Source organism: Micromonospora avicenniae, from assembly GCF_900156065.1.
GTDB lineage: Bacteria > Actinomycetota > Actinomycetes > Mycobacteriales > Micromonosporaceae > Micromonospora > Micromonospora avicenniae.
The window spans coordinates 97,609-110,774 of record NZ_FTNF01000007.1 but is presented as its reverse complement, the minus strand read 5'-3'; the positions used below and the strand labels follow the sequence as shown (position 1 = coordinate 110,774).

Sequence of the window (13,166 nt, the reverse complement as noted above, 5' to 3'; positions counted from 1 at the left end):
CTCGGGAGGCGGCCCCGGCCGCGGTGCGGGCCGACCTCAGCGTGGTCGTTGCGCCCCGTGCCGGGCGTAGCGTGCACGGAACCGCTCCACCCGTCCCGCGCTGTCGACGAGCCGCTGTCTCCCGGTCCAGAACGGGTGGCTCGCGGAGGAGACCTGCACGTCGATGACCGGATAGGTGTTGCCGTCGGTCCACTCGATCGTCTGGTCGCTGGTGGCGGTGGAACGGGTGAGGAAGGCGAAGTCGGCGGCGCGGTCGCGGTAGACGACCGGCCGGTACTCGGGGTGGATGCCGCCCTTCATGCGCTCTCTCCTTCGGGGTCGGCGGAACTGTCGGACAGATCGGGAGCGTGACTGCCGTCCGGGGTGAGGGTGACGAGGGGGAAGCAGCCGGCGAACGGGTCGGGATAGCTGCGCCAGACCTCCTCGCCGTCGGCCAGTTCGGCGTCGGTGAGCAGGCACGCGGCGAGGGTGCGGTGCAGGTCGGCGGCGGCCAGGTCCAGGCCGATGAAGACCAGATGTTGGTGGCGGTCGCCGTAGTAGGGATCCCAGTCCAGCGCGGCGGCGAGCCGCCGGTGGTCGGACGTGTCGGCCCAGAGCTCATCCGGCAGGACGGCGAGCCAGCGTCCGAGCGAACCCAGGCCGAGTCCGCCGCCGGCGAAGTCCCAGGCGATCACGGTCTCCGGCTGGCTGGCCAGCCACAGGTGTCCCCGCGACCGGATCGCCTCGCCGTTGATCTCCTCCAGCGCGTCGTGCAGACGTTCGGGATGGAACGGGCGGCGCGTCCGGAACAGCACGGAGACGACCCCGCAGTCCGGGTGCGGCTCGTGCGCACCGAGCGGGTACCCCTCCAGGCCACGGGTCAGTACGCCTGGCGTGTCGGGCCGGTGCCGCCGGGTGCCGCGTAGCCGGCGGCTGAGCGCGTGGGTGTCGACCAGGTCCGCGTCGACCCGGACCTGGGTGGCCCACGGGGCCATCCGGTCCAGCAGCACCGACAGTCGGCTGGTGTCGAACTCCCCGCCGGGGGACGTTCCCCAGAGGACGATGGTGTCCGCGTACTCGATCTGGCGTACGACCACGTCGGCCACGGCACGGTCGTCGTCGGTGGCGGCGTGGATGCCCAGGGCCTTGAGGTCGTCGGTGGTGGCCAGCCCGTCGATCAGGTGCTCGGCGTCCACCACCGTGACGTACGAGTCGATGCGCAGCAGGTCGGTGACGGGCGCGCCGTCGACGAGGCAGTGCGCGCAGGCTGCGGCGACCGCCTCCGGCTCGACCACCTCGGGGAGCATCAGGAGCAGGTCCCGGCCGGGGTGGGTGCGGGTGAGCCGGGCCAGGGTGGGCAGCACGTCTTCACGGAGCGTGCAGGAGACGCACCCGTGTGCGAGGTCGACGCGTACGTCCTCCAGCAGGCCGTTGCCGTCGCGGACGATGCGCTGCACCGCGCCCGTGTGTACCTCGGTGAGATCGTGGCGCACCAGCAGCAGCGACGGGTCCACCGCGAGCAGGGCGCGGGCGACGGCGTACGTGGTTGCCGGCCAGAAGCCGCTCAGCACGGTCAGTGACGGCCGGAGGTCGGCCTCTCCGATCACGGTGCCGGCGGGCGCGAGTGGTGACGTCGACATCACGGTCCTCTCGTCGCTTGTTGAAAACGGTTGTCATTATAGGGTCACCGCCGGGCCGGTTCGAAGAGCGGGGTGACGGGCACCCCCGCCGTCGCGGCACCCGACCGACTCGAGTAGAAACGAAAACCATTGCCGTTAAGGTCGAACAGCAAACGAGAAGGAGTCCGCGTGTCCAGACGATGTGACGTCACCGAGGCCCAACCAGGCTTCGGCAACGCCGTGTCCCACTCCCACCGGCGCACCCGCCGCCGGTGGAACCCGAATCTCCAGCGTCACCGCTACTGGTTGCCGTCCGAGCGGCGCTGGATCACTCTCACCCTCACCGCCAAGGCGTTGCGGACGGTCGACCGCAAGGGCATCGAGGCGATCGTCGCCGAGCTGCGTGGCCGGGGGGTACGGATCTGATGGCCCGACAGACCGACATCCGTCCGGTGGTCAAGCTCCGCAGCACCGCCGGCACCGGCTACACGTACGTCACCCGGAAGAACCGGCGCAACGACCCGGACCGCCTCGTCCTGCGCAAGTACGACCCGATCGTGCGCCGGCACGTCGAGTTCCGGGAGGAGCGCTGATGGCCCGCGACGGTCTCGTCAACCGGCAGGCCCGCCGGGAGGAGCTGGTCGCGCGGCACGCCGAGCGCCGCGCCGAGCTGAAGCGAGCGATCGCACACCCCGACACCGACCCGGCGGTACGCGACGACTCCGTCCGCCGCCTGGCGCGGCTGCCCCGGGACTCCAGCCCGGTGCGGCTACGCAACCGGGACGTCGTCGACGGACGACCGCGCGGAGTGCTCACCCGGTTCGGCCTGTCCCGGGTCAGGTTCCGGGAAATGGCGCTGCGGGGCGAGCTGCCGGGTGTGCGCAAGGCGTCCTGGTGACGTCCGGCGTGGCCGGTCCGGCCGCCTCAGCGTCGGCCCGCGGCCGGGCCGGTCCACGTCGAGCCGCCGGGATCGGCCGCCGGGCCGCCACGCAGGTATGTGAGGACCGCCAGCACCCGGCGGTTGGTGTCGTCGCTGGGCAGCAGGCCGAGCTTCGTGAGGATGTTCCCGACGTGCTTGCCCACTGCCGCCTCGGTGACGTGCAGCGCCGCCGCGATCGCCGCGTTCGAGCGACCCTCCGCGATCAACGCCAGCACCTCCCGCTCGCGCGGCGACAACGCCGCCAGCGGGTCGTGCGGGCGGTGCAACAACCGGCGTACGACATCGGGGTCGACGACCGTGCCGCCGCCGGCGACGATACGCAGGTGTTCGACGAACTCGACCACCTCGGCGACCCGGTCCTTCAGCAGGTAGCCGACTCGGCGGCCGTCGCCGCTGTCGAGGAGCGCGGCGGCGTACCCGGCCTGTACGTGCTGGCTGAGCACCACCACCGCGAGCTCTGGCTGCTCCGAGCGCAACGCGACCGCCGCCCGTAGACCGTCGTCCCGCCGGCCCGGGGGCATCCGGATGTCGGTCACCACCAGGTCCGGCCGGTGCAAGCGGGTCGCCTCCAGCAGCTCCGGTGCGGAGCCGACGGCGGCGAGCACCTCGAAACCGAAGCGCTCCAGCAGGCCGACGAGCCCCTCGCGCAGGAGGACCTCGTCCTCGGCGAGCACGACCCGGGTCACCTGTGGCATGGCAGCTCCACCCGGACGAGCGTAGGGCCGCCGGGCGGGCTGGCGAGCAGCAACCGCCCACCGGCCGCGCTCACCCGGTCGGCGAGCCCGGTCAGGCCGGTGCCCCGCGCCGGATCCGCGCCGCCCCGGCCGTCGTCCGAGACCTCGACCACGAGCCGGTCGCCGGCCTGCGTCAGCCGCACCTCGGCGCGGGTCGCCGAAGCGTGCCGGGTGACGTTGTTCAGTGACTCCGAGACCACGTACCAGGCGGTCGTCTCGACGTTCTCGGGCACCGGCCGGTCCAGGTCGGCGTGCACGGTCACCGGGACGGCGGCCTCGTCGGCCAGTTCCCGGACCGCGCCGGCGAGGTTGAGGTCCGTGAGGCTCTGCGGTCGGATGCCGTGCACGATCTGCCGGAGCATGATCATCAGCCCCTTGGCCTGGTCGTGAGCCACCGCGAGCGGCCGGGCGGCCGGGGAGTCCTCCGGCACGTCGAGCCGGGCCAGCCCCAGTTGCAGGGTGAGGCTGGTCAGCCTGGGCTGGGCGGCGTCGTGCAGGTCGCGCTCGATCCGGCGCCGCTCCGCCTCGTACGCGTCCACGAGGCGGGCCCGCGACCGGGTCACCTCGCGCAGCTCGACGATGTCGGGCGACGAGCCGAGCAGCCACCGGGCCACCGCGCCCTGGACCGCTGCGATCACCCCGAGCCCGTACCAGAGCACCGGCAGCAGCAGGACCCCGACGATCGCGTACGGGACGGCCTCACCCGGCCGGTCGACGATGTCCCAGAGCACGATCACCTGGTCGGCGTCCCCGGCCAGCCACGGGCTGGTGACCACGAGAATGTCGATCAGCACGAGCAGCAGGTAGACCCAGTAGACGACCGGCACCACGCCGCCCAGCCACACCAGGTACGCGACCTCCCGCCACGCGCTGGCGCTGGTGTAGCGCTCGGCGACGCCCGACCAGCGGCGGGCCGGCAGCGGGCGTGGATCGACGAGCCCGAGCCGCCACCGCTCCACCGCCGCGACGGCGGCGCTCACGATCGGCGCGAACCCCACGAGGGCCAGCGTGCCCAGGGTCAGGAAGAGCGCGAGCGGCAGGGGAATCGGGCGGCCGTGCTGCCGTACGGCGTTGACAGCCGCCAACAGGGGCGCCCCGACCAGCAACAGCCCGACGGAGAGCACGCCGGCGATCGGGGCGGTGGACACCAGGTAGCCCAGCGCACGCCACGGCCATTCCGAGACCAGGTAGCGGGGGTTGCGCAGCGCCGTGGCCAGGTGCGGGAGCTGGGGCGATGTCATGCCATCGACGCTATCGGCGGGGCCGGCGTCGCCCCAGCCGCCTGGATCCACTTTCGCGGGTATGCCCAGCCCTACCCTCGGGGCGTGACGCCCGGCGGGTTCGGGTCACCGCCGGGCGTCACGGACTCGGGTGCCTACTTGCCGGAGTCCAGGGCGACCAGCGCCTGGGCGACCCGGAAGTACGGGTTCCGGCCGAGGTCGCCGATCGTGACGATGCCGAGCGCCTCCTTGAGCAGCTTGGCGCCGCCCTCGCTGACCCCCGCGAGGGCGGCCACCGGGGCGTCGACCAGCTCGGCGAGGGTCTGGTCCTGGTAGGCCTTGTCGACCAGCTTGCTGAGGTCGGCGGTGACGGGCATGGGCTCTCCTTCGATACCCGGGCTGACATCTCGCCCGGAGGGGGACCGATCGGGATGAATTACATCATCCGCTTCGAGATCCCTCCACAGAGGACACGGACTTCCCGATCTTCGGTCGGGCACCTCTCGACACGCCGCCGCCGGGGCCTCCACGCTTGCCGCGAGCCCCTCGGCGGCCTGGTTGGGCGTGGCGCCGAGCCACTGCCGATCCCTGGGTGTCGCCGGCCGGATACTCCGGAAGCCGCCGCTCCAGATTCGTGATGATCGCGCGTAGCTGGGCCAGTTGCTCGTGGACCGAAGGCTCGGTGAGGCCGTCGGGAGTCTTCCGCCGGGTGGTGCGCTCCGCCGCGGCCCGCTCCTCCTGGTGGGCCTCCTCGAGCGCGTTGAGGACCACGCCCACCAGCAGGTTGGTCAGCAGGTAGCAGGCGGTGACCATGTACGAGACGTAGTACAGCACCGCCCACTCGGTGACCTCCCGGCCGGCCTGGAGCGTGTCGGTGATGCCGTCCAGCGACAGCAGCAGAAAGAGCGTGAGCATCGCCTGCCCGACCGTGCCGTACCTATCCGGGTAGGCGGCGCCGAAGAGCATCCAGCCGAGCATCGCGTACCCGTACAGCACCAGCACGGTGACCAGAAGGAAACTGCCGAGCCCGGGAAGGCTGCGCCGGATGCCGACCAGGATCACCCGCAGGCTGGGGAAGAGACGGAACGCGCGCACGATGCGGGCCAGTCGCAGCAGCCGCAGGAGCGTCACGTTCTCCCGTACGCCGGGGGCCAGCGGAGCGGCGAGAATGAGCAGGTCGAACACGTTCCAGCGGTCCCGGAAGAACCCGGCTGGACTCCGTAGGTGCGCCCCGAACCGCACCAGCAGTTCGAGCACGAAGAAGGCGAGGCACGCGTACTCGACCATCCGCAGTGCGCCGCCGGCCGCCACGACCGCCCGGCCGTAGGTCTCCAAGCCGAGCGCCATCGAGTTGACGACGATGACGACGAAGCTCGCCAGGCCGAACCAGGAAGCGTCCACCAACTTCTGGCACGCAACGGCCAGCCGGTGCCTCCGGCTTCGAACGGGGGGCGTCATGGTTCTCCGTCGATCGCCCGGTGGGCGCCGGCGTCGCCGCCGCCCTCCGGTCGCTGCACCGTCACGCCTGCGGCGTCTCCTCGGCGGCCGGCTCGGCCTTCGGCTCCTCGGCCGCCTCGTCGTCCTTCGCGGGCTCGGTCTCCTGCTCCGCCGCCTTCACCGGGGCGGGCACGGTCCAGGAGAACTCGATCTCGACGGAGAGCTCCGTGTCGCTCTCCCGCTCGATCTCCAGCTCGCACCGCACCTCGTCCGCGACCGCGACCGCGCCGGCGGCGCCGTAGTAGACCCGTCCGTCGGACTCCAGCTGGTTCGCCAGCTGACGCAGCCAGCCGGCCAGGTCGGCCCGTGACACCGTGCGGGCGTCCTCGTAGATATCCATGCGTGCCATGCTCGCACTCCACAAGGGACGGACGACCGACGGGTGGGCTCCGGACTCGCCGGACCGGAATGATATTGCTCCGAAAGCAGTGCGGGCGGCCGGACCGGCGAACCGGACCCGACCGCCCGCGTACTGCTGTCGACGCGCTACGGGTCGAGCGGCTCGATCCAGATGTTGCGGTACTGGACCGGGTTGCCGTGATCCTGCAGCCGGATGGCGCCCGTGGCCGGGCCCTCGGGCCGGCTACCGCCGGTCGGGCCGAGGATCTCGACGTCGTCGTGCACGGTGACGCCGTTCCACACCACCGTGACGCGCGCGTTCTCCACCTTGTTGCCGGCCGCGTCGTAGCGTGCCTGCCGGTAGACGATGTCGTACGTCTGCCAGGTCAGCGGTGGCCGTGCCGCGTTCACGTCCGGCGCCTTCTGCTGGTAGATGGCTGCGGCGTCGTTGGTCTGCGGCGGGTCGATGCCGAACGAGTCCAGCACCTGGATCTCGTAGCGGTCCTGCAGGTACACGCCGCTGTTGGCGCGCGCCTGACCGGTCACGTCCGGCGGGTACAGCGGCAGGTTGAACTCGGTGTGCAGGCGGAAGTCGCCGAAGGCCTGCACCGTACGCAGGTCGCCGCCGCGTACCGTCATGGCGCCGTCCGCGACCGTCCACTCGGGCTCGCGCCCGTCGCTGTGCTGCCACTCGGCGAGGTCGCCACCGTCGAACAGTGTGATGCGCTCGCCGTGCGGCCGGACGACGAGAACGTCGAGGTTGACGTGCCCGGAGTCGGCGGCCTCCTTGCGGTACTCGACCAGGTTGCGCCCCTCGCGTAGGGGCACGGTGGTGGTGACGGTGCCCCACTCCTCCCAGGTCACGGTCGAGGGAAAGACGGTCTGCTCCACCCGTTGACCGTTGACGTACAAACTCAGCTGCTTCTCGCCCGAGTAGGGGTTCGGACCGTTGCTGTAGCGCATCGCCAGGTCGTACCTGTCGCTCTTACGGACGTCGACGGAGATCCTGGTCGACGAGCCGTCCTCGGCGAACCCGGCGGCGAAGCCGGCTCCGGAGTAGGCGGCGTGGTCGGTCGCCATGCCGACGCCGACCGTCCGGCCCTCCTCCGCCTCGAAGAACGTCTGCGGCTGCACCACGCGACCCGGGATCTCGTTGAGCGTGTACCAGGCCTCAGTGTTCCACAGCTCCTCGCCGTCGACGGACGAGAACGGACGTGGGGAGCGTACGTGGACGACGCGGTTCTCCTTGAGGCCCGGGATCCTGAGCTTGACGGTACGGTGATCGGCCGACAGCTCGGCCTCGGCGACGTCGAGCGTCTCCAGGTCGAGCTTGGGGCCGCCGTACTGGCTCGTCGCGCCGTAGCGCCACTGCGTCACCTGGTACGCGTCGGCGAGATCCTGCGCGGTCTCCGCCGACAGTGGCTCGGTGTACTCCAGCTCGAATCCGACGTGAGACGCGCGCATCCGCTTGACCTCGAACACGGAGGTGCCGTTGGGCGTCAGCTTCTGCAGACCGTAGGAGAGCTTGCCCTCCTGGCCCCAGTTGCCGCCCGCGCCCAGACCACCGAGGTAGAGCGCCCCGTCCGGGCCGAGGGTGACCTCGTTGACGCCGGCCTCCAGGCCCTGGGTGTGCCGGAAGACCGCGCCCTGGTACTGCCCCTCGACCTTCTCGAGGAACACGCGCTGCAGACCGCCGTAGGTCACGTCGCCGACGACCAGCTGCCCCTTGTACGGCCCCTGCTTAAGCAGCACGGGAGTCGACGGTGAGTTACCGATCTCGTTCTGCGGGAGCCAGACGATCGGCCGGGTCACCGGCTCGTCGTCGAACGGGCCCGCCGGGGTGGTGTAGTGGTTGTAGAACGCCCCCTGCTTGATCTCGACCAGCTTGGACGCGGGTAGCCAGCCGCCCTGGTTGTCGGTGACGAGGACTTCGCCGTTCGGCCCCCATCCGATCCCGTTCGGGGTGCGGAGCCCGCCGGCGACGTACGTGATCTTGCCGGTCTTCGCGTCGACCTTGATCGAGGTGCCACGGTTCGGGGCGGGCTGGGGGACCGTGGTGGCGCCACCGAGGTCGATGGCGACCGACAGGTTGAGATGGAAGTACCCGTCCCGGTAGAGCAGGCCGAACGCGAACTCATGGAAGTTCTGGCCCCACGGCCAGGTGGCGACCGTCCGGTGGGTGTCGGCGACGCCGTCGCCGTCGGTGTCACGCAGGGCGGTCAGCTCGTGCTTCTGGGTGACGTAGACGGTGCCGTCGACCACCGCGACCCCCTGGGGTTCGCGCAGCCCCTCCGCGAATCGGTGGTAGGTCACCTGCCCGGGGCCGGTCTGCCCGGTGGCCCCATCGACCAGGTAGATCTCGCCGGTCGTGTTGTCGGTGCCGCCCCAGGTGGAGACGACCAGGTCGCCGTCGGGCATGAAGGCCATGCCGGTCACCTGGGGCTGAAAGCCGTCGGGGCGAAGGTCGGTGAGGGTGTAACCCGGGTGGACCCGGTCCAGCGGCATGCCGTCGCCGGCCGAGTCGGCGGCGCCCTCGCAGTACTTCCAGCCGGGTGCCGTCACGCGCACGACGCCGGCGTCCGTGCTCAGCGCGGACGCCGGCACGAGCTCGAAGGCGTCGGCGCCGGGGGGACGCCACTCCAGTCGCAGCACCTGGCCGCCGCCGTTGTCGAAGAGTTCGGCGAACAACGGGTGCAGGCCGGCGGTCAGGTCTACCGAACCCTCCTTGGCGGTCTCGCCGTGCAGGCCGTCGTGGTCCACGACGACCTGGTCACCGATCGTCAGGCGGGACCCGTCGTCGCTGGTGAGCCGGAACGTGTACGTGCCGTCGACCGGCGCCGTGAGGTTGGCGATGGCGTGCGTGATGAACCGGTCGGACAGGCCGAACTCGTCAGTGGTGGTCCAGTTGATCTGCGGCATCAGCTTGTCGACGTTCGGCGTCTGGGCGGGCTTCAGGGTGCAGAGCGCCGACAGCGGGACGCCCATGTCGTACGAGCGCAGCGTGACGCCGGGTTCCTGCGGCGGTACGTCAGCGGGTGCGGCCGCGGCCGAGGTGACAGGGGCTGTGGCGAGCATGGTCGCCAGCGCGGCACCCGCGCTGGTGAGCGCGGCGCGACGGCGATACCGCCACCGGTTCGGTCCGGTCATCGGTCCTCCGAGGTGGGTACGGGTCCCGGCCGGGGAAGAGCCGTCCCACTTTCCCCCGCCGGGGTGGGCAGTACGATCTCGTGAGACAAAAGATCGATCGCTGACGTTATCACTTTAGATATACACATGGAAACTTCTAAATCTTTGTGCGAAAGCTTCCGCGCGCGCCTCGATGTCCGGCCCGCCTGAGTGTCCGGATCGTCCCGTCGAGCTGTGGTGGCTCGGGCTGCGGGTCGGCCCATCGCGAGCGACGGAACGGCGACGAATCAGCCGTTCGGCGGCGCGACCGCGAAAGATGATCAAGCTAGGCTGCCGGTGCCTGGGCGCGTTACTCGCGCCGTACCCATTCCAGGAGGGCCTCTTTGGGTCGCAGTCTTAGGGCCGGTGTATTGGCGATTGTCCTCGCCGTCGGCGTGCTGGTCACCCCGGCCGCACCGGCCGCCGCCGAACCCGGCACCGCACCACGTGAGATCGCCGTCTTCCCGTCGGACGAGCCGACCGCTCCGGCCCACGAGGCCATCATCTTCGCCGGTGTCACCGGCTTCCTGCATCGCCACGGCATCTCCACTAGGTACCTCTGGACCCGTTACGACACCGGCGAGACGATTGAGATCAAAGATCTGACGGGTGTCTCGTACAAGCAGCTCGATCCGGCCGGCGGCGACATGGTCGCCACCACCGCCAACGTGCCGGCCAAGCCCGCCCCGAAGAACACAGTGAGCCTGTTCGACCTGTCCGACCAGAGCTGGCAACAGTGGGCAGTGCCCTCCGGTTACCAGAATCTCGGTGTCTTTGGCCGGACGATGCTCGGGTTGAAGTCGGTAAACTATGTGCCGGTCGGGCTGGAGCTTCTCACCTTCGCGACCGACGGCACGTATACCAGCACTCCGGTCACCGTGCCCGACGGCGCGTGGGTGGGCAGCGTGGCTGGGGGTCTCGTCGGTGACCTCACCTCCGGCGTGGTTTCGTACGAGATCGGCAACGAGACCCGAGCCGGCCTGCTCGATCTCGCCAGCGCACGGATCGTCGAAATCCCGGGCGCCATCTACCCCTACGCCTCGGACAGGGTATGGCGATTGTCCGGTGACACCGTCGCCTGGTCGTCAGTGACGAGCGGCAGTGGAACCTTCCAGCTGTATTCGCGCAGCGGACTGATCACGGGCACGAACACCCAGGTCCGGGTGGTGCGCCCGCCATACGAGAGTTTCACGCGCTCCGCGATCGTCGGGGACAGCCTGGTCGTCTCGCGCTCCTGGAGTGGCACGACGGCGCAGGCAGTCGCCGTCGCCCCTGACGGCACCCAGACAACCATCTTGCCGAGGGTCGACGCGGAGGACACCGCCCTCGTCCAGGCTCCAGACGGCACCGCGCTGGTCGTGGGCGGAACCCGGGCTGGGGACTGGGCGGTACGCCGGATCAGCGCACAGCCGGGTCACACGCCCACCACCACCCCGCTGTTGCCGGTGCGCGACCCGGTGAAGAACGCGGGTCTCCTCTACCACCAGGGCCTGGTCCGGCACGCACAGAGCGAGATCATCGGCGGCACTGGCGCCAGCCAGTACGCGCTCCACAACCACCCGATCGCGGCCGGCGGGTCGGTCAAGACCGGCGGGGCGGCCTTCTTCAAGCCGCCGCCGGCCTGCGAAACGGGCGTTCAGTGCGTGCGCCTGGCGGAGGGAAACGGGGAGGGTGTCGTCTACATGTCCTCGGGCGCCGACGGTACCCAGGACACGATTTATACTTTTCAGGACCTCCCGAGCGGCAACAGCCCCAAGGCCTTTGTGACTCACAACGGCCGGGTGGTCGATGTCGGTAGCCGCTACATTCTGGTCAACGACGGCACAAAGGACGACCAGTACCTGATCGACAACGCCCACATGGACACGACTCTGCTTGGGTCGATCACGGGGGCGGCGCTCTGGTTCGGCACCCTTTGGCGAGCCACCAGCACGCCGGGCGAGCTCAAGGCGGTCGACCTGGAGAGTGAGAAGACCAGCCGCACGGTCTCCAGCGGCGCGGGCTGTGTCCCGACCGAGCTGCAGACCAGCGCCCGTTGGCTCTACTGGTCGTGCGGACCGACCGGCCCCGCCGGGATCTACGACCTTCAGGGCAACCGGAGCCTTACCGTGCCTGCTGGGCCGGTGATGTTGGGTGACGGTTTCCTGGTCCGGCACGAGAACGGCGCGCTGCAGCTCACCGACTTCCACGACGGCACCATGCGGGCTCCGGTGAGACTCGCCGACCTCGCCGCGGGTGCTCCGGCCGACGACCGTCGAGTCTCCTGGGCGGTTGACCGGCACGGCTCCGGCGTCGCGTACGTGGACGGGGAGAACGCCGTGCACGTGCTCGACACCGGCGTTCCCAGCAATCCGGTTCAGGTGGGCGGCCAGGAGGTCAAGACCCTGTTCTATCCCCGATCTGATGAAGTTCCGTGGTACGGATCGTTCCGGCTGACCCGGCCCGTCATCAGCTGGGAGATGACCGTCTCTCGTACGTCGACCGGCGAAGTGGTGCATCGGCACGACGGTGGGCCCGCTCGGGAATTCGTCTCGGACATGTGGAACGGCGAACTCGCCTCGGGCAAGCTGACGCTGAACGGGATGTACCGGTGGAACCTCACCGCCACCGCCGACGGGGCTGCTCCACAGACGATCGGCGCGGGTGGGATCGCCGTGAGCTGTGCCAGCTTCCAGTTCCGTGAGATCGGGTGCGGTGGGGGCCCGGCCTTGCTCGGGGTGAAGTCGACGGGCGAGGCCCACTGGTACGGCTCGTCGCAGGGCAAGCTCTTCGACTACGGGCACACCGAGGACTACTGCCTGAGCTGCACGGGGTCGGCGCGTACGTCGGCTCTGGTGCCGTTCGGTGACTTCGACGGTGACTTCCTGCCTGACCTGCTGGTCCGCGATGGCAGCGGGAGCATGAGGGCATACCTGGGCGACGGCGGATACTCCTACGGGCAGCCGGGCGAGAAGAAGAGCCTGGGCGCGGGTTGGATGATGTACAAGTCGATCCTCGCCCCGGGTGATGTGAACAGTGACGGGCACGACGACATCCTCGGTGTCGACGCGGACGGCAAGCTGTGGCTGTACACGACCACGGGTAAGGGTGGGATCAACGCGCGGGTCCAGGTCGGCTCCGGGTGGAGCATGTATACCCGGATCCTCGGCGCCGGTGACCTCAACGGCGACGGTCACGGTGATCTGCTCGGCGTCGACGCCACCGGGGTGATGTACGCCTACTTCAGCAACGGCAACAAGGGCTGGTCGGCCAGGAGCAAGGTCTTCGCCGGCTGGAACATCTACAACTCGATCGTCGCGATCGGTGACCTCAACGAAGATGGCCGTAACGACCTCGTCGCCCGAGACGCCAATGGGCTGCTCTGGTCGTACGCCGGGCTCGGTAACGGTTCCTTCGCGGCCCGGGTCCAAGCCGGCTCCGGCTGGAACATGTACAAAATCATCATCTGAGGTCTGACGGCTCGTCGAACGCCCCCGGACACCAGCACGGCGTCCGGGGGCGTTCTTCGATCCAAGTTCCGCGGTGCGACCGGAGACACGTCACGTGCGGCGATCATGGCCGCCTGAACGCCGGCCTAAGGACCGCCAGCCTGGATCCGCCACCGGCGACTGATCGACTCGACTTCCTTGAAATCGGGGTGTTCGGGGCGTCTGGATGCCCCGACTTCAAGGAT

General features: G+C 69.9%; 12 protein-coding genes. 4 read left to right on the top strand and 8 right to left on the bottom strand.

Annotated features, from left to right (window positions below; all coding sequences use genetic code 11):
• Window positions 1-36: 36 nt before the first annotated feature.
• On the bottom strand, window positions 37-300 hold the full coding sequence (locus tag BXA10_RS13525) for a type B 50S ribosomal protein L31 (protein WP_076470681.1): 264 nt from the start codon (window positions 298-300) through the stop codon (window positions 37-39).
• A complete protein-coding gene (locus tag BXA10_RS13520) occupies window positions 297-1,622 on the bottom strand; it encodes a CobW family GTP-binding protein (protein WP_175649202.1) in 1,326 nt (441 codons plus the stop codon). The genes BXA10_RS13525 and BXA10_RS13520 overlap by 4 nt, the downstream gene beginning before the upstream one ends.
• Window positions 1,623-1,787: 165 nt before the next feature.
• Here BXA10_RS13520 and rpmB point away from each other — a divergent pair, with 165 nt between their 5' ends.
• From rpmB to rpsN, 3 genes are read left to right on the top strand one after another with little or no spacing between them, the layout of a single operon-like run.
• The gene (rpmB, locus tag BXA10_RS13515) at window positions 1,788-2,024 is read left to right on the top strand and encodes a 50S ribosomal protein L28 (protein ID WP_076470679.1); all 237 of its coding nucleotides are present in this window, start codon (window positions 1,788-1,790) and stop codon (window positions 2,022-2,024) included.
• Window positions 2,024-2,191: a 50S ribosomal protein L33 gene (rpmG, locus tag BXA10_RS13510; RefSeq protein WP_076470678.1), complete on the top strand. Its 168-nt coding sequence runs from the start codon at window positions 2,024-2,026 to the stop codon at window positions 2,189-2,191. The genes rpmB and rpmG overlap by 1 nt, the downstream gene beginning before the upstream one ends.
• Complete coding sequence (gene rpsN / locus BXA10_RS13505) at window positions 2,191-2,496, top strand: 30S ribosomal protein S14 (RefSeq protein ID WP_076470677.1); 306 nt, start codon at window positions 2,191-2,193, stop codon at window positions 2,494-2,496. The genes rpmG and rpsN overlap by 1 nt, the downstream gene beginning before the upstream one ends.
• 26 nt (window positions 2,497-2,522) lie before the next feature.
• On the opposite strand, the gene BXA10_RS13500 is transcribed toward rpsN, so the two are convergent.
• The 6 genes from BXA10_RS13500 to BXA10_RS13475 all read right to left on the bottom strand — a co-directional run bounded on the left by BXA10_RS13500 (window position 2,523) and on the right by BXA10_RS13475 (window position 9,475).
• Complete coding sequence (locus BXA10_RS13500; protein ID WP_076470676.1) at window positions 2,523-3,233, bottom strand: response regulator transcription factor; 711 nt, start codon at window positions 3,231-3,233, stop codon at window positions 2,523-2,525.
• A complete protein-coding gene (locus tag BXA10_RS13495) occupies window positions 3,221-4,513 on the bottom strand; it encodes a sensor histidine kinase (protein ID WP_076470675.1) in 1,293 nt (430 codons plus the stop codon). The genes BXA10_RS13500 and BXA10_RS13495 overlap by 13 nt, the downstream gene beginning before the upstream one ends.
• A 134-nt stretch (window positions 4,514-4,647) precedes the next feature.
• Window positions 4,648-4,869: a hypothetical protein gene (locus BXA10_RS13490; protein WP_076470674.1), complete on the bottom strand. Its 222-nt coding sequence runs from the start codon at window positions 4,867-4,869 to the stop codon at window positions 4,648-4,650.
• Window positions 4,870-4,933: 64 nt separating this feature from the next.
• Window positions 4,934-5,893, bottom strand: a complete 960-nt coding sequence (locus BXA10_RS13485; RefSeq protein ID WP_245828237.1) for an ion transporter — start codon at window positions 5,891-5,893, stop codon at window positions 4,934-4,936.
• Between the two features lie 118 nt (window positions 5,894-6,011).
• The gene (locus BXA10_RS13480; protein WP_139337990.1) at window positions 6,012-6,338 is read right to left on the bottom strand and encodes an amphi-Trp domain-containing protein; all 327 of its coding nucleotides are present in this window, start codon (window positions 6,336-6,338) and stop codon (window positions 6,012-6,014) included.
• A 137-nt stretch (window positions 6,339-6,475) separates the two neighbouring features.
• Window positions 6,476-9,475: a 3-keto-alpha-glucoside-1,2-lyase-like domain-containing protein gene (locus tag BXA10_RS13475; protein WP_076470672.1), complete on the bottom strand. Its 3,000-nt coding sequence runs from the start codon at window positions 9,473-9,475 to the stop codon at window positions 6,476-6,478.
• A gap of 389 nt (window positions 9,476-9,864) precedes the next feature.
• On the opposite strand from BXA10_RS13475, the gene BXA10_RS13470 reads away from it, so the two are divergent.
• Entirely contained in the window at window positions 9,865-12,942 is a 3,078-nt protein-coding gene (locus BXA10_RS13470) for an FG-GAP repeat domain-containing protein (RefSeq protein WP_076470671.1), read from the top strand.
• The last annotated feature ends 224 nt before the right edge of the window (window positions 12,943-13,166 follow it).

Bases quoted from the DNA above. Each gene is read 5' to 3' on its own strand.
- BXA10_RS13490 (WP_076470674.1), bottom strand. From the start codon at position 4,869: ATGCCCGTCACCGCCGACCTCAGCAAGCTGGTCGACAAGGCCTACCAG.
- BXA10_RS13475 (WP_076470672.1), bottom strand. From the start codon at position 9,475: ATGACCGGACCGAACCGGTGGCGGTATCGCCGTCGCGCCGCGCTCACC.
- rpmG (WP_076470678.1), top strand. From the start codon at position 2,024: ATGGCCCGACAGACCGACATCCGTCCGGTGGTCAAGCTCCGCAGCACC.
- BXA10_RS13480 (WP_139337990.1), bottom strand. From the start codon at position 6,338: ATGGCACGCATGGATATCTACGAGGACGCCCGCACGGTGTCACGGGCC.
- BXA10_RS13500 (WP_076470676.1), bottom strand. From the start codon at position 3,233: ATGCCACAGGTGACCCGGGTCGTGCTCGCCGAGGACGAGGTCCTCCTG.
- rpsN (WP_076470677.1), top strand. From the start codon at position 2,191: ATGGCCCGCGACGGTCTCGTCAACCGGCAGGCCCGCCGGGAGGAGCTG.
- BXA10_RS13525 (WP_076470681.1), bottom strand. From the start codon at position 300: ATGAAGGGCGGCATCCACCCCGAGTACCGGCCGGTCGTCTACCGCGAC.
- BXA10_RS13495 (WP_076470675.1), bottom strand. From the start codon at position 4,513: ATGACATCGCCCCAGCTCCCGCACCTGGCCACGGCGCTGCGCAACCCC.